This window comes from Arthrobacter paludis (genome assembly GCF_056782315.1).
Genome location: NZ_JBXAEW010000007.1, coordinates 28,122 through 54,117 on the forward strand (window position 1 = coordinate 28,122; position 25,996 = coordinate 54,117).

A 25,996-nucleotide genomic window follows, 5' to 3' on the forward strand; every position below is an offset into this window, starting at 1 on the left:
CCCCGGAAACGATAGTGCGCCAGATCACAAAATCGCAACCCGAGTCTGATTTTTAGTTAGAAGGGCTTGCGATGAGCGCAAGTCCTCGCTTAGGGTCGTCCGCATGGTCAGCCCAGGAGTCAATGCCGCCGAATTGGCCGAGCGCGCCCGGAACGCCGTCCGCGGCTCCGGCCTCGCCCAGCGCGAGGTCGCCCGCCAAATCGGGCTGGACGAGACCAAGTTGTCCAAGGCCCTCAAGGGCACGCGACGCTTTGGGCCCGAGGAGCTAACGCGGCTTGCGACCGTCACCGGGGTCACCGCGAACTGGCTCCTGACCGGCTCCGACGCCGGAGCGGGCGCCTCGAAGGCCCCGCCGCCGGAGTCACTGCCCCTGCGGACCGGGGAACCGTCGGATCAGGCGCTACGCCGTCGGACGATCGTCGAGAAGGCGTGGTGGCTGTTCGCGGAGAAGGGCTACGCCAACGTCCGGATCGCCGACATCGCGCGGGAGGCGGGCCTCTCCAACGCGGCCGTCCACTACTACTTCGCCACGAAGCGGGAGATCTTCGGCGAGGCCCTGCGCTTCTCCATCAAGCTGGCCTTCGACCGCCAGATCACCGAGCTGCACACCATCGCCGACCCCGTCGCGCGGCTCAAGCGACTGCTGCGCCTTCAGCTTCCCTCCACCGCTGCCGGCCGGGCCGAGTGGTCGATCTGGCTGCAGACGTGGGCCGAGGTCGCCGTCGACGCCGACGGGCGCGGCAACCACGCCGAGGGCTACCGGCGCTGGCAGGAGACCGTCCGCTCCATCGTCGCCGACGGTCAGGCCGCCGGCGCCATCCGGGATACACCCGCCGACGAGCTCGCCCAGGACTTGACGGCCCTGATGGACGGGCTCGGCATCAAGGTGCTCACCGGACTACTGACTGCCGATCAGATGTATTGGCACCTCGAAAGTTTCATCGACCGCAACATCGTCAACCCAGGGAGTCGAGCATGAACCGCAAGGTCATCGTCACCTGTGCCCTCACCGGGGCCGGGGACACCACTGCCAAGAGCCAGCACGTCCCCGTCGCGCCCGAGGAGATCGCCGCCGACGCGATCGCGGCGGCCCGCGCCGGGGCCTCCGCCGTCCATATCCACGTCCGCGACCCGCGCACCGGGCAGGGGTCGCGCGAGACCGCGTACTACCGCGAGGTCGTGCGCATCATCCGCGAGTCCGACGTCGACCCGATCATCAACCTCACGGCAGGGATGGGCGGGGACCTGTTCATCGACCCCCAGGACCCGACCACGCACCTGGAGGGCACGGACCTGGTCCCCCAGGCCGAACGCCTGGTCCACGTCGAGGAGCTGCGGCCGGAGATCTGCACCTTGGACTGCGGCAGCCTCAACTTCGGCGAGGGCAGCCAGCTGTACATCAGCACGCCGGACATGATGCGCGAGGGCGCCGCCCGGATCAGGGAGCTCGGGGTCAAGCCCGAGCTCGAGATCTTCGACACCGGCAACCTCTGGTTCGCGAACACCATGGTCGCCGAGGGGCTGCTGGACCCGCCGCCGCTCTACCAGCTGTGCATGGGCATCCCCTATGGCGCGCCGGTCGATGCCGGGCTGCTGCAGGCGATGGTGAACCTGCTCCCGGACGGCGCGCAGTGGACGTCGTTCGCGATCGGCCGCCACCAGCTGCCGTGGGTCGCGCAGTCCGTCCTGCTCGGCGGGCACGTGCGCGTCGGGCTCGAGGACAACCTCTATCTGGCCAAGGGCGTGAAGGCCACGAACGCGCAGCTGACCGAACGGGCGGTGGCCATCGTGCAGGACCTGGGCTCCGCCGTCGCCACCCCGGACGAGGCCCGCGAGATCCTCGGCCTCGGGCAGCACGCCGCGATGCCGGCCGGACGGGGGGCGCTGTGAAGCTGCGCTCCCTCGACTCCATCGACACGGTCGCTTGCGTCGGCGCCGGAACCATCGGCGGCGGCTGGGTCGCCTATTTCCTGGCCCAGGGCTACACCGTCCGCGTGTGGGACCCGAGCCCCGACGCGCCGGACCGTCTGTCCCGCCTCATCGACGCCGCGTGGCCGGCGCTGGCCGAGCTCGGGCTGGCCGACGGCGCCAACCCCGCCGCATGGACCGTCCACACCGATCTGGCCGAAGCGCTCGAGGGCGCCGGGTTCGTCCAGGAGTCCGCGCCTGAGGTCCTGGACCTCAAGCGCCGGCTGCTGGCGGACATCGCGGCCGCGGCCGACGACGACGTCGTCATCGCCTCCTCCACGTCCGGCTACGGGATGACGGAGATGGCCACCTTGGCCGCGGACCCGTCCCGGCTCGTCGTCGGGCACCCTTTCAACCCGCCGTACCTGATCCCCCTCGTGGAGGTCGTGGGCGGGGAGCACACGGTCCCGGCCGCCACGGAGTGGGCCGCCGAGTGGTACGACCGGATCGGCAAGTCCGTGATCCGCATGGACCGCGAGGTCCCGGGCTTCATCGCCAACCGGCTGCAGGAGGCCCTGTGGCGCGAGGCCCTGCACATGGTCGAACAGGGCGAGGCCACGGTCGAGCAGATCGACCGGGCCATCACGGACGGCCCGGGCCTGCGCTGGCCGCTTCAGGGCCCCATGCTCACATTCCACCTGGCCGGCGGCGAGGGCGGCATGGCGCACATGCTCGACCACTTCGGCCCATCCCTGAAGTCGCCCTGGACTCGCCTGCAGGCGCCCGAGCTGACGCCGGACCTGCGCCAAGCAGTCATCGAGGGCTGCGACGACGAGGCGGCGGGCCGTACCGTTCCCGACCTCGTCAAGGCCCGGGACGCGTCCATCATCGCGATCCGCAAGCTCATCGCCGCCCAGCGCGCCGCGCAGGAGCCGGTGGCCGGCCCCGTGCCCGCCCCGGCGGGCGCGGGGGGCGGCGACGCCGACGACGGCGGCGCCCCGGGCCCGGGGGCGGCATGAGCGCCTCGACGTACTCCTGCCGCGTCCGGCCCGAGTGGATCGACTACAACGGGCACCTCTCGGAGGCGTTCTACGTGCTCGTCTTCGGGTACGCCACGGACGCCGCGATGGACGCCCTCGGGATGGGCGCGGACTACCGCGCCCGCACCGGCTGCTCGCTCTACACAGTGGAGGCACACGTGCGCTACCTGCGCGAGGTGGGGCTCGATGCGCCGCTGGCCGTCACCACCGAGGTCGTGGGTGCGGCGGGCAAGAAGCTCCACCTCGCCCACGAGATGCATTCGGACGGCGCGCTCATCGCCACCGAGGAAATCCTGGGCCTGCACGTGGACCAGAACACCGGGCGGACCACGTCCCTGCCCGGCCCCGTGGCTGAAGCTGCTGCCCGCCTCGTGGCCCACCCCCCGGATTGGAGCGGCCGCCGCACCAGCCTCTGACCCGTTCCGCCGTCGCAAGGAAGAGCCGTGAACCCGACACCACCCTGGACCCACCGGCCGGACCCCGGCCGCCCGATCGCCCGCCGCACCCTGCTGGGTGCCTCGCTCGCCGCCGGCGTCGGACTGCTGGCCACCGCCTGCGGCCCGGCCGGGGGCACCGCCCTGGCCACCGCAGGCACTGTCCCCCGCGCCGGCGGGACGCTCCGCGTCGGGCTGACCGGCGGCGGGGCCTCCGACACGCTCGACGCCCACGCGCCGGTCGCGACGACGGACATTGCGCGCGTCGTGAACCTGTACGAGGCGCTGTTCTACCGTGACGAGAACTACGATCTGCAGCCGCTCCTCGGTCTGAAGGCCGAGCCCAACGCGGACGCCACAATATGGAGGGTCACGCTGCGCGAGGGGGTCCGCTTCCACGACGGGCGGCCACTACGGCCGGAGGACGTCAAGGCGACGTTCGAAAGGGTCACGAACCCGGACGACCCCAAGTCGGGCGCGGCCTCCCTAGCGATTCTGGATTCCGTCCGCGTCGCCGGAGCGCACGCCGTCGAGTTCCGGCTCTCCCAGCCGTGGGCGACGTTCGACGACTCGCTGGGGCAGTACGCCCTAGGCATCGTGCCGGCCGACTACGACCCGGCCAGCCCGGTCGGCACCGGGCCGTTCAAGGCCTCGTCCTTCTCCCCTGGCCGCCGGAGTGTGTTCACGGCGAACGAGCACTACTGGCGGCCCGGCGAGCCGCATCTGGACGGGCTCGAGATCCTGAATTTCAGCGACAACGACGCCCTGCTCAACGCCCTGCTCTCGAGCCAGGTCGACGCGGTGGGCCAGGTTCCACTGGCGCTGCTCGAGGTCGTGGAGGCGGATCCGCGGATCGGCATCAACAACTCGGAGACCGGCATGTGGCTGCCCTTCACCATGCGGGTGGACCGGGCCCCCTTCGACGACGTGCGCGTCCGCCAGGCCATGCGCCTGGTCGTGGACCGGCAGCAGATGATCGAGCAGGTTCTCTCCGGGCACGGCGCCGTCGGCAACGACCTCTACGCCCCCTTCGACCCGGGCCACGCCGCGGACCTGCCGCAACGGACCCGGGATGTCGCCGCGGCGCGGCGCCTGCTCGCGGAGGCGGGCCACCCGGACGGGATCGACGTCGAACTCGTCACCGCGCCGATCCAGGCCGGCGCCGTCGAGGCGGCGCAGGTGTACGCCCAGCAGGCCAAGGCGGCCGGGATCCGCGTGAGCATCCGCCAAGTGGATACCACCACGTTCTTCGGCGACAACTACCTGCAGTGGGACTTCGCCCAGGACTTCTGGTACACCCGCAACTTCCTGCCCCAGACCGCCAACGGCTCCCTGCCCACCTCCCCGTTCAACGAGACCCACTGGGCCGACCCGGAGTTCATCGAGCTCGTCGAGCGCGCCAAGGGAACCGTGGACGAGGCCGAACGCAACCGGCTCATCGCCGCGGCCCAACGGATCGAGTACGAGCGGGGAGGCTACATCATCTGGGGCTTCCCGAACCAGGCCGATGCGTACCAGCTCTACGTCGGGGGCCTGGGGCCCAACCGGACGGGGCTGCCCCTGTCCGGCTTCGAGTTCCGCCGCGCCTGGATGGAGGTGGCCGCGTGATCGCCCGGATGGTGCTTAAGCGCCTGCTCGTCAGTGTCCTGATCCTGCTCGTCGTCTCGGTCATGGTTTTCGTGGCCACGCTGCTGCTGCCCGGCGACCCCGCCCAGGCCATCCTCGGTCAACAGGCGACCCCGGAGCGGCTCGCCGCCCTGCGGGAGCAGATGAAGCTCAACGACCCCGTCGTCGTCCAGTACGTCTCCTGGCTCGGCGGCATGCTCGGCGGTGACTTCGGGTTCTCCGCCGCCAGCGGCGGGCCCGTCGCGGCCCTGCTCGGCGATCGCATCGGCGCCTCGCTGGTGCTCATGCTGGCCTCCGCCGCCATCGCGATCCCCCTCGGGATCGGGATCGGCACGTACTCGGCGCTGCGCCGCGGGCGGGCCGGGGACCACGTGGCCACGGGCGGGTCGCTGGTCCTGGCAGCCCTGCCCGAGTTCGTCATCGGGATCGCCCTCGTGGCCCTGCTGTCCACGAGCGTTTTCAAGCTCCTGCCTTCCGTGACCATGGCCCCGCCCGGAGAGGCCGTTTGGGAGCACCCCTCCCAACTGGTCCTGCCCGTCGCCACCATGGTCCTGGTGGTCACCCCATACATCGTGCGGATGATGCGCGCGACGCTCGGGGAGGTCCTGGACTCCGGCTACGTCGAGATGGCCCGGCTCAAGGGAGTGCCCGAGCGGCAGGTCATCCTGCGCCACGCCCTGCCGCACGCCCTGTCCCCGGTCGCCCAGGTCGTCGCGATCCAGCTCGCCTGGATGGCCGGCGGCGTCGTGGTCATCGAGTTCCTCTTCCGCTACCCCGGCATCGGACAGGCGCTCGTGGACGCCGTGGAGAACCGCGACGTCCAGGTAGTGCAGGCGCTGGCGATCCTCGTCGCCGCCGTCTACATCGTCGTGAACCTGCTCGCGGACCTCGTGGGCATCCTGACCAACCCGAAGCTGCGGACGAAGGAGGCCCGGTGAGCGCCATCGATTCACCCCAGAACGTCGCGGCGGAGGTCGAAGCCCCGCCCGGGATCCTGAGGCGGCTGTGGGCGCAGCGCCAGGCGAAAGTCGGCCTCGCGCTGACCGGCGCCGTCGTCGCCGTGGCCCTGTTCGGCCCGCTGCTGCTGCCGTGGGCCACCGGCTACGGCCCCACCGAGTTCTCGGGGCGCCCGTTCCAGGGCGACGGCCCGTTCGGCACCGACAACCTCGGGCGGGACGTGCTCTCCAGGTTCCTCGACGGCGGGCTGCGGCTGCTCGCCTATGCGGGCCTGGCCACGCTGCTGGGCCTCGTGCTCGGCGCTGCGACCGGCATGGTCGCCGCGTATTCGGGCGGCCGGGTGGACAGCCTCATCATGCGCGGCAACGACGTCCTACTGGCCCTGCCGCAGCTTGTGTTCGCGCTGCTCGCGATCACGGTCCTCGGCCCGCAGGGCTGGGTGCTGGTCACGGTCATCGGCATCACCCACGCGCCCCGCGTCGCCCGTGTGACCCGCTCCGCCACTGCTGCCGTGATCACAGAGGACTTCGTCCGGGCCGCGGAGATGTACGCGGTGCCGCGGTGGCGGATCCTGGCCCAAGACGTGCTGCCGAACATCACCGGACCGCTCATGGTCGAACTCGGCCTGCGCATGACCTACTCCATCGGCGCCGTGGCGTCCCTGTCCTTCCTGGGGCTCGGCATGCAGCCGCCGAACGCCGACTGGGGCCTGATGATCAACGAAAACCGCATCGCGCTGGTGGTCCAGCCGTGGGGCGTGATCCTGCCGGTGCTCGCCATTGCCGTCCTGACGGTGGGCACCAACCTGATCACCGACTCGCTGGCCCGCGCCTCTGCCCACCTGAACCCGGGAGCCTGACATGAGTGCACCGACCACCCTCGAGACGACCACGGCGGCCCTGCGTGCCGAGGGGCTGCGCGTCGCAACCTCCGGAGGCGACGAGATCCTCCACGGCGTCGGCTTCGAGCTGCGCCCCGGGCGCATCCTGGCCCTCGTCGGCGAGTCCGGGTCCGGGAAGACGACGGCGGGGCTCGCCTGCCTCGGCCACTTCCGGGCCGGCCTGGCCCACACCGGAGGGACGGTGCGCCTCGGCGACGGGGCCGACGTGCTGGGCCGGCCGGAGCCCGAGCGCCGCCGGCTGCGCGGCGGAACCATCTCCTACGTGCCGCAGGACCCGGCGCTGTCGCTGAATCCGGCCATGCGGATCGGCGAACAGATCCTCGAGACGCTGCGCGTGCACCGGTACGGGGCCTCCGAGGCCGAGCGCCGCGCCCGCACGGAGGAGGTCCTGGCCGAGGTCGGCCTGCCCGGCGACGCCGCCTACCAGCGCCGCTACCCCCACCAGCTCTCCGGCGGGCAGCAGCAGCGCGTCGGCATCGCCATGGCGTTCGCGTGCCGGCCGGCCGTCATGGTTCTGGACGAACCGACGACCGGCCTGGACGTCACCACCCAGGCGCTGGTGCTGCGGACCATCGACGAGATGGCGGAGCGCCACGCCGTCGCCGGCCTCTACATCACCCACGATCTCGCTGTCGTCGCGGCCGTGGCCGACGAGGTCGCCGTCATGCTCCACGGTGAGGTCGTCGAGGACGGCCCCACCTCCGAGGTGCTTTACCGGCCCCGCCACCCGTACACCCAGCGCCTGCTCGCCGCGGTGCCGGATCTCGCGGGCAGGCGGCGCATCGGGGAGGTGGCGGCCGTCACCGGCGAGATGGCCGCCGTGGAGGCCAACGACGACGCCGTGCGCCTGCAGACCGCCGAATCCCCGGCGCCGTCCGCCCCCTCCCCCATGCCCCTGATCCGAGTGACCGGTCTGCGGCTGGCCTACGGGCCGAACCGGGTGCTGGACGGCATCGACCTGGAGCTGCCCGAGGGCGAGTCGCTGATGCTGCTCGGCGAGTCCGGGTCCGGCAAGACGACCCTGTCCCGGTGCATCGCGGGCCTCAACGACGACTACAGCGGCAGCGTCTCCCTCGACGGAGTCGAGCTGGCGCGCTCGACGCGTCGGCGGACCGCGGAACAGCGGCGGCGGATCCAGTACGTGTTCCAGTCCCCGTTCTCGTCGCTGAACCCGCGCCGCACCATCTGCGAGTCCGTCGAGGTGCCCCTGCAGATGGTCGGCGGCCTCTCCAAGCGGGAGCGCCGGGCCAAGGTGCTCGAGGCGCTCGACCACGTGCGCCTCGGCTCCGTGTACCTGGACCGCCGGCCGCGGGACCTCTCCGGCGGCGAGCGCCAGCGCGCCGCCATTGCCCGCGCGCTCGTCAACGCGCCGTCGCTGCTGGTCTGCGACGAGGTCACCTCCGCGCTGGACGTGTCCGTACAAGCCTCGATCCTCGACCTGCTGCGCTCCCTTCAGGTGGAGACGGGCATGGCCATGCTGTTCGTGACGCACAACATCGCCCTGGCCCGTCACATCTCCCAGCGCCTGGCCATCCTGCAGTGCGGCCGGCTCGTGGACCACGGGCCCACCGACGAGGTCCTGGAGCATCCCCGGCACGACTACACGCGCGAGCTGCTGGCCAACGTGCCCACGTTCTAGACCGCCCCTCGACGCCCGCCCTAGGAAGGAACCGACCATGGCCGCCACCGGCACGACGACCGCCCTCAACGACGGATTGGACGCGGCGGGCTTCGACGCCCTCGCGGAGGTCTTCGACGCGCACTGCCGGGCCGGCCGGGGCGGGATGGCGTTCTGCGTCTACCGCGCCGGCCGCCCGCTGGCGCGGCTCTACGGTGGGCGGACCGTCCGTTCCGGGGACGAGCCCGCCCCTGGCCTCGGGCCGGCGGAGGATTGGGGGCCGGACACCCTGGCCGTCCTCTTCTCAGGCACGAAGGGCGTCGTCGCCGCCCTCGCCGCGGTGCTAGTGGACCGGGGCGAACTCGACGCGGAGGCCCCGGTGGCCGCCTACTGGCCGGAGTTCGCGGCGTCGGGCAAGGGGTCCGTCACGGTCGCCCACGTCCTCAGCCACACGGCCGGGCTCCTGTACCTGGATCCGGCGCCGGAATTCGACGCCCGGACCGAGCCGGAACGGGCGGCCGCCGTTCTGGCCGCCCAGCCGGCGCTGTGGACGCCCGGCAGCCGGGTCGCCTACCACGCGCTCACCTACGGCACGCTGATCGCGGAGATCATCCGGCGGGCCACCGGCTCGCCGGCCGGCCGACTCGTCGGGGAACTGCTCGCGCGTCCGCTCGGGCTCGATCTACACCTGGGGCTGCCGGAGGAGCTGGATGCCCGCGTCGCCACCATCGGCAAGTCGGAGGACTACCGGATCAGCACGTTCCTCACCGATCCGGAGCGGCGGCGCATCGTGGACCGCATGTACGGGGACTCGCTCACGGGCGCCCGGAACCCCTTCAACTCCGTGGCGATGCGCCGGGCCGGCAATGCCGCCGGCGGAGCCATCGGCACGGCGGACGCGATGGCGAAGCTGTACTCGCATCTGGTGGACCCCGGCACCTCCCCCGTCTCGGCCCCGACGCTCGAACGGGCAACCAGCACGTGGTCCGAGGGCGTCGACGCCGTCAACGACAGGCCGCTGCGCTTTGGCCTGGGTTTCGAATTGGCCGACCCGCTCGGGACCTACGGGCCCGTGGCACCGGCGTTCGGGCACTCGGGGGCGGGCGGCGGCCTGCACGGCGCCTGGCCCGGCCCGGGCGTCGGCTTCTCGTTCCTGACCAACGAGATGCTGTCCGAGGACGTGGACACCCGCGCCAAGGACCTGCTGCGGGTGCTGGCCCGCGCGCTGTAGGGGGGTCTTGACACCTCCCTCCGACGGGCGCATCCTGTAATCAACCGTAAGGTTGATCAAGAGGTGAGTTGACCAATGGACGAGGGCACTCTGGACCGGGCCTTCATGGCCCTGGCGGATCCGGTGCGGCGAACGATCGTCGCCCGGCTCAGCCGCGGTCCCGCCACCGTCAACGAGCTCGCCGAACCGTTCGAGATCTCCAAGCAGGCGGTCTCGAAGCACATCCAGGTGCTGGAGCACGCGGGGCTGGTCACCCGCACCCGCGACGCCCAGCGCCGGCCCGTGCACCTGAACCCGGTGGCCCTCGAGGCCCTGACCGGTTGGATCGACGGGTACCGGATGGCCCTGGAGGGCCGGTTCCGGGACCTCGACGCGGTCCTCGCCGAACAGGCCGCCGGCACCCCCAGACCGTCAGGCCGGCCCGGCCGCGACGCCAAGGAACAGCCATGAGCAACGCACTGGACCTCTCCGTTCCGGAGGGCGTTCCCTTCATCGACTTCACCCGCGAGTTCGACTTCCCGGTCGAGGCGGTCTTCGAGGCCCACCGCGACCCCCTGCTGGTCGCCCGGTGGCTCGGCCCCCGCCAGTACCGGATCGACATGGACCACTACGACCTGGTCACCGGAGGGTCCTGGGCCTTCGACCACGTCGGCCCGGACGGGGAGACCTACCGTTTCCACGGCATCTTCCACACGGTCCGCGAGAACGAGTTCATCCTGCAGACGTTCGAGTTCGGCGGCTACCCCGACGTCGTCTCCCTCGAGTACCTCCACTTCGAGGACCTCGGCGACGGCCGGTGCCGGCTGCGCGGGCACAGCATCTACCCCTCCCAGGAGGCCCGCGACGGCATGGCGTCCTCCGGCATGGAGTACGGCATGTCCGAGGGCTACGAGCGCCTCGACGAACTCCTGGCCGCCGGCGTGCCGCGGTAGGGGCGGACACCCCTCGTTTTCCGGGTCCGGCGGGCGTACCGTGGAGGTACCGCACGGTGGCTCCCCGTCACCGGGGATCCCGTACGGACCCGGAAAGGAGCGAGCCATGTCCATCTTCCGCAAGCACCAGCCGGTCGGCCGCCACGAGGCCAGCACGCAGCCCGAACACGAGAAGAACTTCGTCGAGGGGTACGTGCCGGTCCACGGGGACGAGTCCAAGGCCGAACGCCTGGCCATGCGGGCCTACGGGGACAGCGACCACGACGGCCGCCCGGACGTCCCCAACGTGCCCTTCCCCGGATAGTCCGCGCGGTCCCGACGCGGGCACCGCGGCCCCGGCCTCGCTGCCCGCGTCCCGGCGGCGCGGAGCAACGCACTCCCGGCGCACCCGGGCCCCGCCGTCGCGCCCCGGGCGACGGCGGCGGACCGCGCCTCCCCGCGCCCGCCCCACGCGCCCCGAACCCTCCCGGCCCGGCCCGACGGCCGGGCCTTTGACACGCCCGCACCCCCATTCCGGCAACCGTGGACAACCCCCACGGCGCTTCCTACTGTGAAGCGCACGGTGGTCCGGCCGGCCACCGCAGACAACGCACCACACGGAAGAATCCGCCCACCGGCGGGCGCCCGAGCCACGGGCGGACACCCGGCGGGCACCGGAGGTGAGTCTTGGAAGCGCAACACCGGCCCTGAGCCGTCCATCCGCTCAACCCCGCCGCGGGGCGCGTTCGGCATGCCCGGAGGGCACCGGCGGCGGTGACCCACGGAAGCGAGGAACCATGACCTCCCACCATCCAGAGGACCAGGACCCGACCACTACGCCGATCCCGACGCCGGAGAACCCCGTCTCGCCCCACCCGGGCTACGAGAGCGGCTCCGGCGCCGCCGGAGGAGTCACGGCCACGGGGCGGGCACCGCAGGGTTCCGGATCGGGCTTCGACCCCGACACCGCCGGCTCCCCCGGCGCGGCCCCGACGCCCGGCACGGACGGGGCGTCCCCGGCCGCCGGACCGGGCACTCCGCCACCCCCGGCCCCCGGGGCGACCATCGCCGGCACCTCCGGCGCCGTGCCCGCCGCCCCGCGCACTCCCCCGCAGACCGGCCCGGGAACGGGGCAGCACGTCAGCCAGGGCTCCGGCCCGCTTCCCGGCGGCTCTCCCGAGAGCGGCCCGACGGCGGCGGCCGGCGGCAGCGCGCAGGTCGACCCGCCGCCGCCCGCACCGGCCGGCGCGGGAACCGGCGCCGGGTCCCCCGGCACGGCCGACGTCGCGAAGGACCAGGCCCGCAACGTCGCCGACGAGTCGAAGACCGCGGCGCGCGAGACCGCGCAGACGGCCCGCGACGAGGCCCGCAACGTCGCCCACGAGGCCAAGGACCAGGCCCGCAACCTCGCGGACACGGTCGGCTCGGAACTGCGCGACCAGGCCGGCACCCAGCAGCAGCGCGTGGCCGAGGGCCTGCGCGGCGTCGCCGATGAGCTGCAGGCGATGCTCCGCGGCGAGGGCTCGGGCCAGGGCGCGGCGTCGTCGCTGGTCCAGCAGGCCGCCGACCGCGCCGGATCCGCCGCCAGCTGGCTGGAGAACCGCGACCCGGGCACGATGCTCGAGGACGTCCGGCACTTCGCCCGCCGGCGTCCCGGCACCTTCCTGGCCATCGCGGCCGGCGCGGGCCTGATCGCCGGCCGCCTGACCCGCAACCTGGCGCAGGACCCGAACGAGCGGAAGCAGGACCATGCCTCCGGCACGGACACGGCCGGCATGCCGCGCGACGCGGGGCGGACTCCCGACCTCCCGCCGCGCACCGCGGCGGGCACCGGGGCCGCGGGCGGCGTCGGCGGGACCGACTCGGGCTACACGGGCACCACGGGGTCCGGCGGCGTGGGCGGCACGGCCTCCGGGCTGCGCGGCACGGAGGGAGCCGGCGCCGTCGGCGGGACCTCGGGAGCGGCCGGCGCCGTGCCGACCAGCGACCCGTACGGCTCCGAGCCGACCATCGCGCCCGGCACGCCGCCGCGCACCGACGCCGGACGGGAGGGGTTCACGACGCCATGACCACGAGCAACGACCCCGACATGACGCACCGGGCGGAGCCCGAACACCTGACCCCCCCGTCGGAACCGGCCCCGGGATCGCCGTACGGCGCGACCCAGGACCGCAGCATCGGCGACCTGTTCAGCCAGCTGACCAGCGACTTCTCCCTGCTCATGCGGCAGGAGGTCTCGCTGGCGAAGGCGGAGCTGAAGGAATCCGCCTCCCGCGGCGGCCAGGGCGCCGGGATGCTGACCGGCGCGGCCGTCGCCGGCGGCTTCGTACTGCTGTTCCTGTCCATGGCCCTGATGTGGGCGCTCGGCACGGCGATGCACCTGGGCTGGGCGGCCGTGATCGTCGCCGTGGTGTGGGCCGTCGTCGCCGCCGTGTTGGCCCTGCTGGGCAAGAAGCGGCTGGAGTCCGTGCGCGGGATGCCGCGCACCGCCGCGACCGTCAAGGACATTCCCCCGACCATGAAGCCAGGTGAGGAGACGCCATGAGCCAGTCCCCCGAAGAGATCCGCGCCGAGATCGAGCGCACGCAGACGGCCCTGGGCCGCGACGTCGACGCGCTCGCGGACCGCACCAGCCCCTCGCGGGTGGCGCACCGCCAGACCGAGCGGGCCAAGGACAAGCTGCGCCACGCCAAGGAGTCCGTCATGGGCTCCGCCGGCGACGCGGCGGGCGGCGCCCGCCACGCCATGCACGACGCCGGGTCCGGCGCGCGCGGGGCCATGCACGACGCCGGGTCCGCGGTCCACGACGCGCCGCACAAGGTGGCCGGGCAGACCCGCGGGAACCCGCTGGCCGCCGGCGTCATCGCGTTCGGCGCCGGACTGCTCGCCGCGGGCCTCCTGCCGCCGACGCAGAAGGAGCGGGAGGCCGCCGAGCGGCTCAAGGAGCAGGCCGAGCCGCTCACCGAGGAGGCCAAGGAGGTCGGCAGGCAGGTGGCCGAGGACCTCAAGGAGCCCGCCCGAGCGGCCGCCGAGAACGTCCGGGACTCCGCGAGCGGCGCGGCCGAGCACGTCCGCGACGACGCGCGCTCCCATGCCGAGGACGTCCGCGGCACTGCGCAGGACGCCGCGACGGAGGTCAGGGACTCCCGCGGGTCGTAGCCGCCGCGGGACACGACAGGGGGCCGCGCCTGCAGGGGGCGTGGCCCCCGTCGTGTCCGGAACCGGGCGCCGCCGTCGTCCGCAAAAGCGCCAGTCAGCCCGCCCACATGGGTGCCGGATCGCCGCCGGCTGGGCTAGCGTGGCCGCAGGACCAGTTCGAGCACCACCCGACGGGAGGCCAGACGATGTCCAGCACGCAAGTGCGCGCCCCGCACGCGGCGTCGCGCAAGGCGGACGCCCCGCACCAGGACGCGCCGCACAAGCCGGAGGACCCCACGGACCTGCACAAACCGACGTGGAAGTACGCGGTCGGCCGCGCGCTGCGGGAGTACTCCCGCGACGGGTGCACCGACCTGGCGGCGGCCCTGACCTACTTCTCGATCCTGTCGATCTTCCCGGGGCTGCTGGCCCTGGTCTCGCTGCTGGGCGTCGTCGGGCAGGCGGAGACGACGACCGAGTTCATGGTCACGATGATCCAGGACATGGCGCCCGGCAACGCCGCCGACACCGTCCGCCAGCCCATCCAGTCGCTCGCCTCCGGCGGCGGCGCGGGGCTCGCGTTCTTCGCCGGCCTGCTCGGCGCCCTCTGGTCCGCCTCGGGGTACGTCGGGGCGTTCGGGCGGGCGCTGAACAAGGTCTTCGAGGTGGACGAGGGCCGGCCCATGTGGAAGCTGCGGCCCGCCATGCTGCTGATCACCCTGTGCATGGTGCTGCTGGCCGTCGTCGGCATAGGCATCCTGGTGCTGTCCGGGCCGGTGGCGACCGCGATCGGCAACGCGATCGGCCTCGGCGAGACCGCGCTCATGGTCTGGAACATCGCGAAGTGGCCGGCGCTCGTGCTGCTGGCCATCGTCATGGTCGCGGTCCTGTACCACTTCACGCCGAACGTGCGGCAGCCCAAGTTCCGCTGGCTGAGCATCGGCGCGACGATCGCCCTGCTGGTGCTGGCGCTGGCCACCGTCGGCTTCTTCTTCTACGTGTCCAACTTCGGCAACTACAACGCGACCTACGGCTCCATCGGTGGCGTCATCGTGCTGCTGCTGTGGATCTGGATCGCGAACAACGCGCTGCTGTTCGGCGCCGAGATCGACGCCGAGCTGGAGCGGGCCCGCCAGCTGCAGGCCGGCATCGCCGCCGAGGAGACGCTGCAGCTGCCGCCCCGCGGCACCAAGCAGAGCGTCAAGCAGCAGGAGAAGCTCGAGGACGACATCGTCAGCGGGGAGCGGCTGCGCCGGGAGGCCGCGGGGCAGACGTTCGCGGACCAGCCGGCCGTGCCCGCCGGGGAGAAGGTCGCGTGGGCGGCCCTGCTCGCTTCCGGCGCCGCCGCGTTCGTCGCCACGCTCCGGCACCGCAGCGGGGCGTCCTAGCCCTCGATGGATGTCGCCACCACGCTGGCCGGCGCCGCCCTGGTGGTCGCCGGCTGGTACGACATGTTCCGCACGATCATGCACCCGCAGGGCCGCGGGACGGCCACGCGGCTGCTGTTCCGCGGGCTCTGGCGGGTCTCCCGGGCCGCGTCGCACCGGGTCGGCGTGCTCGCCGGCCCGGGGGCGATGGGCGTCGTCGTCGTGGGGTGGGTGGCGTCCCAGGCCATCGGCTGGGGCCTGCTCTACCTGCCGCACGTGCCCCACGGGTTCGCGTACGCCAGCGGCGTGGACCCGTCCCGGTACCACCCGGCCGCCGAGGCCCTGTACATCTCCGTCATGAATCTGACGACCCTGGGGCTGGGCGATGTGGTGCCCACCGTGCCCTGGCTCCGCGTGCTGGCTCCGTTCGAGGCGCTGGCAGGATTCGCCCTGCTGACGGCGGCGCTGTCGTGGTTCACGCAGGTCTACCCGGCGCTGTCGCGGCGCCGCTCCCTGGCCCTCCGGCTCGCCTGGCTGGGGCACACCGGTTTCCCGGGGGCGATGCGCGGCGACCCGGAGGGGACCGGGCCACGGGCACTGGACGCGCTCACCGGCCAGGTCGCCGAGGCCACCGTGGCCCTGGTCCACAACCCCGAGACGTTCTACTTCCGCGACCCCGGCCCCGACATGTCGCTGGCCCGGCAGTTGCCGGTCGCCCTGGAGCTGAGGGACCGGGCGCTCGCCGCGGAGGACGATGCGCTGCGCACCGCCGGGGCCCGGTTCGCCTGCGCCCTCACCGGGCTGGCCGACGAGCTCGGCCGGAGCTTCCCGGTCGCCGGCGACGGCCCCGAGCAGGTGTTCCGGGACTATGCGCGCCAGCACCTGGCCCAGACGGAGGAGAGGCCCGCCCGCCGGCGCGACGCCTGAGCCTACTTGAACCATGAAGTGCCCGACATCATCCGTGGCGGTGGTTCACCGCGCCTGTCGAACGCCCTAGCGTCGACGTTGGGGACGGGTTGAAGCGAACGGCAGCCCGTCCCCGCCCCCTTTCCGGACGGCGGCGGGCGGCAGCCGGGGCTACTTCAGCAGGGCGACGTCGGAGACCAGGTCGATGTGCTCCTGCATGGCCCGGCCCGCCGCCCCGGCGTCGCCGGCCCGGATGGCCGCGGCGATGCGCCGGTGCGACTCCAGCGACTTCTCGGGCCGGCCGGGCTGTCCCAGCGACTCGAGGCGCGTCTCGAGGACCATTTCGGCAATGAACGCCATCAGCTGGGCCAGGACCCCCGAGTGAGCGGCGGCGGTGACCGCCTCGTGGAACATCTCGTCGCCGCGCGCCCCCCGGTCACCCGAGGCGACCTCCCCCGCCATCGCGTCGAGGGCGGCGTCGATGCGGGCGAGGTCCTCGTCGGTGCGCCGCTCCGCGGCCAGGGCGGCGAGCTTGACCTCGAGCGTGCCGCGGGCCTCCGTGATCTCCGGGAGGCGGTTGTGGTGCTCCCGCAGCTCGCGCAGGACGGCGGCGACGCTGGGGCGCTGGACCAGCACGGCGCCGGTCCCGTGCTGGACGTCGATCACGCCCAGGACCTCGAGGGCCACGAGCGCCTGCGCCAGCGTGGCGCGCGAAACCCCGAGCTGCTCGGCGAGCTCCCGCTCGGCCGGAAGCCGGTCGCCCGGGCCCATGCCCTCGTTCTCGACGTAGCCGAGGATCTGCTCCATGAGCTGCTCGTAGAGGCGCGGGCGGGCGACCCGGCCCAGTCCCGGCTTCTTCGGCTGTCCTGCCACGGGGTTCCCCTTTCGCGCCCTCGGTTAGGGCCACTGTACTCCCGATGGAGGGTTGACAGAGACATCTAGAGTCCTATTGGCTAGGCCAGTGCTTGCCTGGGCGACGCTGGTGCTTCCGGGGCTGCTGTAGCCGGCTCGGGCATGATGGGGGCGGAACCGGCGGCGCCGGTTCCGCCCCGCGCCGTCGTCTGTGCCCCCGCACTCCGGTGGGCCGACGCACAGCGCACACACGTGCGGGCTCCGAGCCCGCGGAGGGGAAGGCAACAGTGAGGATCCTGGACCCGCTCGAGCGCCGAATCGTCGCCGCGCTCCAGGTCGACGGCCGGGCCCCGTGGCGGCGCATCGCCGCGGCGCTCGGCGAACCGGAGCGGACCGTCACGCGGCGGGGCACGGAGCTGCTCTCCTCCGGCACGATCGCCGTGGTCGGCCTGCGGATGCGCGCCGAGTCGGCCCTGCTGCGCCTGCAGTGCTCCCCCGGGACGAGCCGGGTCGCGGCCGAGACGCTGGCCCAGCGGCCCGACACCACGTTCAGCTACCTGATGACCGGCGGCGCGGACTGCGTGGCCGAGCTCGTCGTCGACGCCGGGCGGCTCGGGCCCATCCTGAGCACGGAGATCCCCGCGACCGTCGGGCTCGTGCGCGCCGTGAGCTACCCGATCCTGCGCTACTTCCGCACCATCCGCGGCTGGACGGCCGGCACGCTCACCGCCGCCGAGGCCGCGGCGCTGCGGACGGAGCAGACCGCGGACCGGCACCCGGGCCGCGAGGCCGAGGAGGAGCTGTCCGCCCAGGACGAGCGGATCGCCGCGGCCCTGGCGGAGAACGGCCGCGCGCCGCTGGAGTGGATCGCGCGCCGGGCCGGGGTGTCCGAGTCGACGGCGGGGCGCCGCGTCGACTGGCTCCTGGCCCAACGCCGGCTGCAGATCCGCACCATCGTCGAGCCCGCCGCGGTGGGCCTGCCCCTCGAGGCGCTCCTGTGGATCAAGGCGGCGCCCGGGCAGGTCGAGCACGTGGGCCGGGCCCTCGCGGCGCGCCCGGAGGTCCGGTACGCCGCCGCCGTCGCCGGCGAGCACCAGATCGTCGCCGACGTGACGCTGGGCGACGGCGACGCCCTCTACCGGTTCACGACCGAGGCCGACTGGACCGGCCACGTGCAGGGCATCGAGGCGACCATGCTCCTCGGTGCCCGCAAGCGCGGTGGCCACCTGCTGCCGGCCCCGTAGCGGAGCCCGTCCAAGCCGCGACGCTGGCCCCGCCCAGACGCTCCAGCCCGACCCGGCGCCCCGCCCCTCTCCCCACGTCACCCTTTCCGCGCAATGTCATGGGTTGCTACCGGTGACATCTGTCGCGAGGGGGCGATTTCGCGCTGAAAGGGTGACTTTGCGCTGAATGGGTGACCTCGCGCGCGGATCGCCGGGTGATGTCCCGGAGCGGCTACCCCGCGGCGGCGGCCTGCAGCCGGACCGGGTGGGCCAGGCCGGCCTCGTCCGGGCGGCGCCGGCCGGCGTCGTTGCACTGCTCGAACGCCCGCGCCCACGCCAGCAGCTGCGGGTCCCTGTAGGGCGCGGCCGCGAGCTGGAACCCGACCGGCAGCCCGGAGTCCGTGAAGCCGCCGGGCAGGGCCAGCACCGGCACCCCGGCGGCGGAGAGCACGCAGGCCGAGCGCATCCAGTCCAGGTACGTCTGCGACTCGACGCCCGCCACGGCGCGCGGGTAGCGCCAGGTCGCGTCGAACGGCAGCACCTGGGCCGCCGGGGAGAGGAACAGGTCGTACCGGCCGAAGAACGCGCGCATGGCGGCGTCGAGCCGGGTCCGCGCCGCGGTGACGCGGATGAGCTCCTCGGCCGTGTAGGCCAGGCCCTTCTCGACGTTCCAGACGACCTCCGGCTTGATCAGGTCGCGGTGCTTGGCCACGAGGGGCCCGAGGCCGGCGGCGAAGTCCGTGGCCCGCACGGCCTGGAACACGCGGTCCGCGCCGTGCAGGTCGGGGGCCGCCTCCTCGATGACCGCCCCGGCCTCCTCGAAGACGCGCAGCTTCGCCTCGAGCACCTCCAGGACCTCCGGCTCGACCGGGATCCCGAGCCCGAAATCGCGGCTCCAGCCGATGCGCACCCCGCGCAGGTCCGGCTCCGGCAGGTCCGCGAAGTCGGCGCCGGTGACCGGCGCGGGCGGCACGACGCGCGGGTCCGGTCCGGCGACGGCGGACATGAACAGGGCGACGTCGTCGACCGTGCGGGCCATCGGCCCGGTCCGGCCGAGCCAGGCGCCCGCGTTCACCGGGGACGGCATCGGCAATACGCCGTAGGAGGGGCGGAAGCCAACGACGTTGCAGAACGACGCCGGGATGCGCAGCGACCCACCCATGTCCGAGCCCTCCCCCAGCGGCTGGATCCCCGCCGCGATGGCCGCGGCGACGCCGCCGGAGGACCCGCCGGCGGAGAGCGTGGGCGCGTACGGGTTCGTGGTGGCGCCGAAGACCTCGTTGAACGTGTGCGAGCCGGCCCCGAACTCCGGGACGTTGGTCTTGCCGGTCGCGACGACGCCGGCGTCCCGCAGGCGGGCGATCACGAGGTCGTCCTGCTTCGGGACGAAGTCGCGGAACACCAGCGAGCCCTGGGTGGAGCGCATGCCGGCGACGTTGTGGGTGTCCTTGTGCGTCATCGGCAGCCCGTGCAGCGGGGGCAGCTCGGCCCCCGACACGGCCAGGGAGTCGGCCGCGGCGGCGGCCTCGCCGGCGCGCTCGGCGTCCAGCGTGACGACGGCGTTGATCGCCGGGTTGACGGCCTCGATGCGCGCCAGGTGGGCGTCGAGGGCCTCGCGCGCCGAGACGTCGCGGCGGCGCAGGGCCCCGGTCAGCTCGCGGGCGGTGAGGTCGAGGATGTCGTTCACTGCGGTGTCCCTTCGGTGGTCGACGGCGGCGGCTGCCGCCCCAGTGGTCTGCCTCACAGTCTGCTCCCCTCGGCGGGCGGGCCGTACCCCCGCCACAGAAAACGCCCATTCTGACGGAAACGGCCACATCTGTGGCGGTATCTGCCATTCATTGCCGTCGGCGTCGCCCGAACCGCATGGTGTTGCCAACCGCCTTTCCTGTAACCGGGATCACACCCCTCGAGGAGCAGCCATGCCAGCACCAGCCGTCCCAGTCCCCGCGGCCGCCGCCGCGGGGACGTCCACCGACATCCTCGCCGTCGCCAACTCCCCGCTCCTGTGGCTGTGCGCCCTGGGCGTGTTCGCCGTCATCTTCGTGCAGACGTTCGTGTACATGCGCGCGGCCCGCCGGGCCGGACCGGAGGCGGGCATGAGCAACCGGGAGCTCACCGGCGCCTACCGGGCCGGAGCGGTCGCCTCGATCGGCCCCTCGCTCGCCGTCGTCCTCGTCGCGATCGCCCTGCTGGCGATGTTCGGCACGCCGGCCGTCCTGGTCCGGATCGGCCTGATCGGCTCGGCCTCCACGGAGACGGCGTCCGCGGGCATCGCGGCGGCGTCCATGGGCGCCGAGCTCGGCGGCGGGGACTACACCCAGTCCGTCTTCGCCGTCGCGTTCATGGCCATGAGCCTGTCCGGGGGCATGTGGATGCTGGCCACGCTCATCCTGACCCCGCTGCTCAAGCGCGGCAGCACCCGGCTGACGACGATGAACCCCGCCGCCATGGCGATCATCCCGACCGCGGCCCTGCTGGGCGCGTTCAGCATGCTCTCGGTCGCGGAGCTGCCCAAGTCCCCCGTCCACGTCATCACGCTCGGCGTCTCGGCCGCCGTGATGGTGCTCTGCCTGTTCCTGGCCCGGCTCCTGCGGGCCCACTGGCTCAAGGAGTGGGCCCTCGGCTTCTCGATCGTCGTCGCCCTCGCCACCGCGTTCGCCCTGCATTCCGCCTAGGAGGAACCACCATGACCACCACTGTCCAGGCCCCGCCGCTGACCGGCATGGCCGCCTTCGACGCCACCACGTCCCGCTGGGGCCGACTGACCATGTTGGCGGGGCTCGTCCTGTCCCTGGCCGACCCCCTCTATCTGGTCTTCTTCTCCGGACTCGACGTGACGCTGGCCCACGTCGGCATCGCGTTCCTCGCCGTCGCCGCGACGTTCGGGGTGTTCTGGCTCCTGGAGCCGCTGACCTACTACCCGATCCTCGGGCCCGCCGCGATGTACCAGGCGTTCATGATCGGCAACATCTCCAACAAGCTGCTGCCCTCGGCCATCGTGGCGCAGTCCAGCACCAAGGCGGCCCCCGGGACGCCGCGCGGCGACCTCGCCGCGGTGATGGCGATCTGCGGCGCAGCCACGGTGCACCTGACCTCGCTGCTGCTGTTCGTCGGGGTGCTCGGCAGCTGGATGATCTCGATCGTCCCGGAGGCGCTGATCGAGGTCGCCCGCCTCTACATCCTCCCGGCCCTGATGGGCGCCGTCCTGGTGCAGTGCATCGTCACCATGCGCCAGCTCCGCCCGACCGTCTTCGCCCTGGGCGCGGCGCTGGCCATCCAGTTCCTGCTGGTCCCCGCCGTGCCGAAGCTGGCCTTCTACGCCACCGCGCTGTGCGTCGTGGCCACCGTCGTCCTGTCCTGGCTGGACCGCAACCGGAAGGTGTGCCACGGCCCCGCCGGAGACGCCGCCGACACCGACACCACCACCACCCGGGAGGGAATGTTCTAGCCATGGAATCCACCACGACGCGCACGCTTCCGGCCCTGACCGCCGCGGACCGCGAGGACCTGCACGAGACCTACCGGCACCTGCACCGGAACCCCGAGCTGTCCATGCAGGAGCACGCCACCGCGGACTTCCTCGCCGCCCGCCTGGACGCCCTCGGCATCGCGAACTTCCGCTGCGGCGGCACCGGCGTCGTCGGCGTGCTGCGCAACGGCGACGGGCCCACCGTGGCATTCCGCGCCGACACGGACGGACTGCCCATCCGGGAGGACACCGGGCTCGACTACGCGAGCACCGCCACAGGGACCCTGCCCGACGGCACCGGCGTGCCCGTGATGCACGGGTGCGGCCACGACACGCACATGGCGGCCCTGCTGTCCGCGGCGGCGCTGCTGTCGCGGGAGCGCGGCGCGTGGTCCGGGACGCTCGTCCTGGTCTTCCAGCCGGGCGAGGAGACCGCCGCCGGCGCGCGGGCCATGGTCGACGACGGGCTCTGGGAGCGCGCCCCGCGGCCGGAGGTCGTCCTGGGCCAGCACGTGATGCCGACGGCGGCCGGCACCGTCCAGATCCGCCCCGGCACGGCCATGGCGCTCGCCGACTCGCTGAAGGTGACCCTGCGCGGCCGGCAGTCCCACGGGTCGCAGCCCCAGGACTCCGTCGACCCGATCGTCCTCGGCGCCCACATCATCACGCGCCTGCAGACCATCGTCTCCCGGGAGCTGGACCCGCGGCGCGCCGCCGTCGTCACGTCCGGCACCTTCCACGCCGGGCTGAAGGAGAACATCATCCCCGACCGTGCGGAGTTCACGCTGAACATCCGCACGTTCGAGCCCGAGACCCGCGAGCGCGTGCTCGCGGCCGTGCGCCGGATCGTCGCCGCGGAGGCCGCCGCCTCCGGTGCGCCCGAGCCGGAGATCGAGCGGCTGTACGGATTCCCGCGCTGCTTCAACGCCCCCGAAGCGACCGCCCGGGTCGCGGGCGCCCTGCGCGACGAGCTGGGCCCGGACGCGGTCCTGGAGACGGAGCCGCTCATGGGCAGCGAGGACGTCGGACACCTCTCCGACGCCATCGGCGTGCCCGGCGTGTACTGGTTCTTCGGCGGCTTCGGCGCCGACGGCCCGGCGCCCGTGAACCACTCGCCCCACTTCGGGCCGCTCCTGGAGCCCACGCTCGACACGGGCACGCGGGCCGCGGTCGCCGCGCTGCTCGCCTACCTCGGCCGGTAACCGCGGCGCCGCCGTCGCCGTCCCCCGCCGGGGGCGGCGGCGGTCGCCCGGTGGGTGCCACGCCCAGCGGCGGCGCCCTTCCCTCGGCTCCCCACCCCTAGACACGCCACCCGCCTTGCCCTACTGTCTAAGTGGCCTAGCCACTCACGCAGTAGGAGACCCTGCACGTTCGGAGGAACCATGACCACCACCGCCACCGGCCGCGCTCCGGCCGCCGTCGGACGCCCCGAGGGGCCCCTGGCCGGGCTCACCGTCCTCGACCTGACCCGCGCCCTGGCCGGGCCCCACGCCGGCATGATGCTCGGCGACCTCGGCGCGCGCGTCGTCAAGGTCGAGACGCCCGGCACGGGAGACGACACGCGCGGCTGGGGCCCGCCCTTCGTCGGCCCCGAGGACGACCCACAGGCCACGTACTTCCTCTCCTGCAACCGCAACAAGGAGTCCATCGCCCTCAACCTCAAGGACGCGGACGACCGGGCCGTCCTCGAGGGCCTGGTCCGGGACGCCGACGTCCTGCTGGAGAACTTCCGCACCGGCGTGCTGGACCGGCTCGGCTTCCCGGTCGACCGGCTCCACGGGCTCAACCCGCGCCTGGTCGTCCTGTCCATCACCGGGTTCGGGCACGACGGCCCGGAGGCGCGGCGCAGCGGCTACGACCAGATCCTGCAGGGCGAGGCGGGGCTCATGTCCGTCACCGGCAGCGGCCCGGACGACCCGCAGCGCGTCGGCGTGCCGATCGCGGACCTGCTCTCCGGCATGTACGGGGCCTTCGGGGTCCTGGCGGCGCTGCGCGAGCGCGAGACGACCGGCCGCGGCCAGGTGGTCCGGACGTCGCTGCTCGCCTCGCTGATCGGGGTCCACACGTTCCAGGGCACCCGCGCGACGGTCGCCGGCGAGGTCCCCCGCGCCCAGGGCAACCACCACCCCTCGATCGCCCCGTACGGGCTGTTCCGCTGCGCCGGCGGACACGTGCAGATCTCGGTCGGGTCCGAGAAGCTGTGGGCCGCGTTCTGCGCCGCGTTCGGCCTCGACGCCGCCGACCCGCGCTTCGCGACCAACGCCGCCCGGGTCGGCCACCGCGCCGAGCTCGTCGCCGCCGTCGAGTCCGTCTTCGCCGCCCACGGCCCCGACGAGCTGCTGGGCCTGCTCAACGACGCCGGCATCCCGGCCGGCCGGGTCCGCACGTTCGACGAGGTCTACGCGTGGGAGCAGGTCCGCTCCCAGGGGCTGGTCGTCGACGTCGAGCACCCGGTGCTCGGCAGCATCCAGCTGCCCGGCCCGCCGCTGCGCTTCTTCGACGCCGGGACCGGCGCGGAGACCACGCGCACCGGTCACACGGCCCCGCCGCTGCTCGACGCGGACGGGGCCGCCATCCGGGCCGGCCTGGCGGCGGGGGCGACGCCGCCGTCGGGCCGGGTGCCCGCCGCGCCGTCGGCCTCCCCCGCCCGCGCCGGAGCGGCCGCGAGGGCCGCGCGGTGACCGCGCCCGCGCCGACGCGGCGCCCCCGCGCCGCCGACCTGCTGGCCGCCGTGCTGGACCCGGGCTCGTTCGCGTCGTGGGACGCGCCCCCGGAGCAGCCCACCGGCGACCCCGCGTACGCCGCGGAGCTGGCCGCCGCGGCCGAGCGGGCCGGCACCGACGAGTCCGTGGTCACCGGCACGGGCACGATCCGGGGCCGCCGGGTCGCCGTGATCGTCTCCGAGTTCGCGTTCCTGGCCGGGTCCATCGGGCGCGCCGCCGGCGCGCGCATCACGGCCGCCGTCGAGCGCGCGACGGCGGAGCGCCTGCCGCTGCTGGCCGGCCCCGCGTCTGGGGGCACCCGCATGCAGGAGGGCACGCCCGCGTTCCTGTCCATGGTCCGGATCACGGACGCCGTGCGCCGGCATAAGGCGGCCGGGCTGCCGTACCTGGTCTACCTGCGCCACCCCACGACCGGCGGGGTCATGGCCTCGTGGGGGTCGCTGGGGCACGTGACGGTCGCGGAGCCCGGCGCGCTGCTCGGGTTCCTGGGGCCGCGCGTGTTCGAGTCCATCCACGGCCGCCCGTTCCCCGAGGGCATCCAGACCGCCGAGAACCTGTATCGGCACGGGATCGTGGACGCGGTCGTGGAGCCGGAGCGGCTGCCGGAGATCGTGCACCGGGCGCTGGCCATCCTGCGCCCGGCCCCGGCCGAGCTGCCCTCCCCTCCGCCGACGGCCGCGCTACGCCCCGCCGGCCGGGGCGCCTGGGAGTCCATCGCGGCCTCGCGCAACCCGCGCCGCCCGGACCTGCGCTGGCTGCTCTCCGTCGCGGCCGACGACGCGCTGCCGCTCAACGGGACCGGCGAGGGCGAGAAGGACCCCGGCCTGACGCTCGCGCTGGCCCGGTTCGGGACGCAGTCCTGCGTGGTGCTCGGCCACCAGCGGCCGCGCCACCCGGACGGGCCGGCCATGGGGCCGGGGTCGCTGCGCGAGGCCCGGCACGGCATGCAGCTGGCCGCCGAGCTGCGCCTGCCGCTGCTGACCGTGATCGACACACCCGGCGCGGACCTGTCCGTCGCGGCCGAGGAGGGCGGCATGGCCGGGGAGATCGCCCGCTCGCTAGCCGGGCTGATCGGGCTGGAGGCGCCGAGCGTGTCCGTGCTGCTCGGGCAGGGGTGCGGGGGCGGGGCCCTGGCGCTGCTGCCGGCGGACCGGACGATCGCCGCCGAGCACGCCTGGCTGTCCCCGCTGCCGCCCGAGGGGGCCAGCGCGATCCTGCACCGGACCACGGAGCACGCGCCGGCCATCGCCGCGGCGCAGCAGGTGGACCTGGCGTCGCTGTACCGGATCGGGCTCGTGGACCACGTCGTGGACGAGCGGCCCGACGCCGCCGCCGAGCCGCGGGACTTCTGCCGGCGGATGGGCGCGGCGATCGAGTACGAACTGGCGCGGGCCGCGTTCCTGCCCGCCGCCGGGCGGCTGGACCGGCGCCGGCGGAAGTTCGACGCGCTCGGCGCCTGAGCGGGGGACGACGGCGGCGGCCCGAACCGGCCTTCGCGTCCCGGGGGGCTGCAGGCTGCGCAGGGGGTTACAGACGGCGCAGGGCGTTGCGACGACCTGCGCCGTCCGCACGGTCCTGCGCGTCCGCGGACCCGGCCTTCGCCGCCCGGAGCGGCCGGGTGTCCGGGCGCCGCCCTCGCCGTCCTCGCAACCCTTGCCCTCGCCGGGGGCTCCGTGGAGAGTGGGACGCACG

At 73.7% G+C, this 25,996-nt stretch carries 25 protein-coding genes; 23 read left to right on the plus strand and 2 right to left on the minus strand.

Annotated features, from left to right (window positions below; all coding sequences use genetic code 11):
• The first annotated feature begins 103 nt into the window (after positions 1-103).
• From AC1Q5D_RS07370 to AC1Q5D_RS07450, 17 genes are all read left to right on the plus strand, one after another.
• The gene (locus AC1Q5D_RS07370; protein WP_481737932.1) at positions 104-979 is read left to right on the plus strand and encodes a TetR family transcriptional regulator C-terminal domain-containing protein; all 876 of its coding nucleotides are present in this window, start codon (positions 104-106) and stop codon (positions 977-979) included.
• On the plus strand, positions 976-1,890 hold the full coding sequence (locus tag AC1Q5D_RS07375; RefSeq protein WP_481737933.1) for a beta-keto acid cleavage family enzyme: 915 nt from the start codon (positions 976-978) through the stop codon (positions 1,888-1,890). Before AC1Q5D_RS07370 ends, AC1Q5D_RS07375 begins: the two co-directional genes overlap by 4 nt.
• On the plus strand, positions 1,887-2,927 hold the full coding sequence (locus AC1Q5D_RS07380; RefSeq protein WP_481737934.1) for a 3-hydroxyacyl-CoA dehydrogenase NAD-binding domain-containing protein: 1,041 nt from the start codon (positions 1,887-1,889) through the stop codon (positions 2,925-2,927). Before AC1Q5D_RS07375 ends, AC1Q5D_RS07380 begins: the two co-directional genes overlap by 4 nt.
• Positions 2,924-3,364, plus strand: coding sequence for a thioesterase family protein (locus tag AC1Q5D_RS07385; protein WP_481737935.1), 441 nt, complete (start codon positions 2,924-2,926; stop codon positions 3,362-3,364). Before AC1Q5D_RS07380 ends, AC1Q5D_RS07385 begins: the two co-directional genes overlap by 4 nt.
• A 27-nt stretch (positions 3,365-3,391) precedes the next feature.
• Positions 3,392-4,990 (plus strand): ABC transporter substrate-binding protein, encoded by a 1,599-nt coding sequence (locus AC1Q5D_RS07390; protein ID WP_481737936.1) that lies wholly within the window; start codon positions 3,392-3,394, stop codon positions 4,988-4,990.
• A complete protein-coding gene (locus AC1Q5D_RS07395; protein WP_481738062.1) occupies positions 4,990-5,946 on the plus strand; it encodes an ABC transporter permease in 957 nt (318 codons plus the stop codon). Before AC1Q5D_RS07390 ends, AC1Q5D_RS07395 begins: the two co-directional genes overlap by 1 nt.
• Positions 5,943-6,824 (plus strand): ABC transporter permease, encoded by an 882-nt coding sequence (locus tag AC1Q5D_RS07400; protein WP_481737937.1) that lies wholly within the window; start codon positions 5,943-5,945, stop codon positions 6,822-6,824. Before AC1Q5D_RS07395 ends, AC1Q5D_RS07400 begins: the two co-directional genes overlap by 4 nt.
• A 1-nt stretch (position 6,825) precedes the next feature.
• Positions 6,826-8,505, plus strand: a complete 1,680-nt coding sequence (locus AC1Q5D_RS07405) for an ABC transporter ATP-binding protein (protein WP_481737938.1) — start codon at positions 6,826-6,828, stop codon at positions 8,503-8,505.
• A gap of 37 nt (positions 8,506-8,542) precedes the next feature.
• Entirely contained in the window at positions 8,543-9,715 is a 1,173-nt protein-coding gene (locus AC1Q5D_RS07410; RefSeq protein ID WP_481737939.1) for a serine hydrolase domain-containing protein, read from the plus strand.
• A 75-nt stretch (positions 9,716-9,790) separates the two neighbouring features.
• On the plus strand, positions 9,791-10,165 hold the full coding sequence (locus AC1Q5D_RS07415; protein WP_481737940.1) for an ArsR/SmtB family transcription factor: 375 nt from the start codon (positions 9,791-9,793) through the stop codon (positions 10,163-10,165).
• The gene (locus AC1Q5D_RS07420) at positions 10,162-10,647 is read left to right on the plus strand and encodes an SRPBCC family protein (RefSeq protein WP_481737941.1); all 486 of its coding nucleotides are present in this window, start codon (positions 10,162-10,164) and stop codon (positions 10,645-10,647) included. Before AC1Q5D_RS07415 ends, AC1Q5D_RS07420 begins: the two co-directional genes overlap by 4 nt.
• Before the next feature lie 106 nt (positions 10,648-10,753).
• Positions 10,754-10,951 (plus strand): hypothetical protein, encoded by a 198-nt coding sequence (locus AC1Q5D_RS07425; RefSeq protein ID WP_481737942.1) that lies wholly within the window; start codon positions 10,754-10,756, stop codon positions 10,949-10,951.
• A 472-nt stretch (positions 10,952-11,423) separates the two neighbouring features.
• Entirely contained in the window at positions 11,424-12,695 is a 1,272-nt protein-coding gene (locus AC1Q5D_RS07430) for a hypothetical protein (RefSeq protein ID WP_481737943.1), read from the plus strand.
• Positions 12,692-13,171 carry a phage holin family protein gene (locus AC1Q5D_RS07435; RefSeq protein WP_481737944.1) on the plus strand — a complete coding sequence of 160 codons (480 nt, stop codon included), beginning with the start codon at positions 12,692-12,694 and terminating at the stop codon, positions 13,169-13,171. Before AC1Q5D_RS07430 ends, AC1Q5D_RS07435 begins: the two co-directional genes overlap by 4 nt.
• Positions 13,168-13,785 carry a DUF3618 domain-containing protein gene (locus tag AC1Q5D_RS07440; protein WP_481737945.1) on the plus strand — a complete coding sequence of 206 codons (618 nt, stop codon included), beginning with the start codon at positions 13,168-13,170 and terminating at the stop codon, positions 13,783-13,785. The genes AC1Q5D_RS07435 and AC1Q5D_RS07440 overlap by 4 nt, the downstream gene beginning before the upstream one ends.
• Positions 13,786-13,970: 185 nt before the next feature.
• On the plus strand, positions 13,971-15,152 hold the full coding sequence (locus tag AC1Q5D_RS07445) for a YihY/virulence factor BrkB family protein (protein WP_481737946.1): 1,182 nt from the start codon (positions 13,971-13,973) through the stop codon (positions 15,150-15,152).
• Positions 15,153-15,158: 6 nt separating this feature from the next.
• Positions 15,159-16,058, plus strand: coding sequence for a potassium channel family protein (locus AC1Q5D_RS07450; protein ID WP_481737947.1), 900 nt, complete (start codon positions 15,159-15,161; stop codon positions 16,056-16,058).
• A 150-nt stretch (positions 16,059-16,208) separates the two neighbouring features.
• Here AC1Q5D_RS07450 and AC1Q5D_RS07455 read toward each other — a convergent pair whose 3' ends face one another.
• Entirely contained in the window at positions 16,209-16,910 is a 702-nt protein-coding gene (locus tag AC1Q5D_RS07455; protein WP_481737948.1) for a FadR/GntR family transcriptional regulator, read from the minus strand.
• Positions 16,911-17,176: 266 nt separating this feature from the next.
• On the opposite strand from AC1Q5D_RS07455, the gene AC1Q5D_RS07460 reads away from it, so the two are divergent.
• On the plus strand, positions 17,177-18,133 hold the full coding sequence (locus tag AC1Q5D_RS07460; RefSeq protein ID WP_481737949.1) for an Lrp/AsnC family transcriptional regulator: 957 nt from the start codon (positions 17,177-17,179) through the stop codon (positions 18,131-18,133).
• A gap of 211 nt (positions 18,134-18,344) precedes the next feature.
• Here AC1Q5D_RS07460 and AC1Q5D_RS07465 read toward each other — a convergent pair whose 3' ends face one another.
• On the minus strand, positions 18,345-19,799 hold the full coding sequence (locus tag AC1Q5D_RS07465) for an amidase family protein (RefSeq protein WP_481738063.1): 1,455 nt from the start codon (positions 19,797-19,799) through the stop codon (positions 18,345-18,347).
• A 232-nt stretch (positions 19,800-20,031) separates the two neighbouring features.
• Here AC1Q5D_RS07465 and AC1Q5D_RS07470 point away from each other — a divergent pair, with 232 nt between their 5' ends.
• The 5 genes from AC1Q5D_RS07470 (at position 20,032) to AC1Q5D_RS07490 (ending at position 25,764) form a co-directional block, all read left to right on the plus strand.
• Entirely contained in the window at positions 20,032-20,787 is a 756-nt protein-coding gene (locus AC1Q5D_RS07470; RefSeq protein ID WP_481737950.1) for a DUF5058 family protein, read from the plus strand.
• 11 nt (positions 20,788-20,798) lie between these two features.
• A complete protein-coding gene (locus AC1Q5D_RS07475; protein WP_481737951.1) occupies positions 20,799-21,560 on the plus strand; it encodes a hypothetical protein in 762 nt (253 codons plus the stop codon).
• Positions 21,561-21,562: 2 nt separating this feature from the next.
• Positions 21,563-22,783: an amidohydrolase gene (locus AC1Q5D_RS07480; RefSeq protein ID WP_481737952.1), complete on the plus strand. Its 1,221-nt coding sequence runs from the start codon at positions 21,563-21,565 to the stop codon at positions 22,781-22,783.
• 180 nt (positions 22,784-22,963) lie between these two features.
• Complete coding sequence (locus AC1Q5D_RS07485) at positions 22,964-24,262, plus strand: CaiB/BaiF CoA transferase family protein (protein WP_481737953.1); 1,299 nt, start codon at positions 22,964-22,966, stop codon at positions 24,260-24,262.
• Positions 24,259-25,764 (plus strand): carboxyl transferase domain-containing protein, encoded by a 1,506-nt coding sequence (locus tag AC1Q5D_RS07490; RefSeq protein WP_481737954.1) that lies wholly within the window; start codon positions 24,259-24,261, stop codon positions 25,762-25,764. The genes AC1Q5D_RS07485 and AC1Q5D_RS07490 overlap by 4 nt, the downstream gene beginning before the upstream one ends.
• The last annotated feature ends 232 nt before the right edge of the window (positions 25,765-25,996 follow it).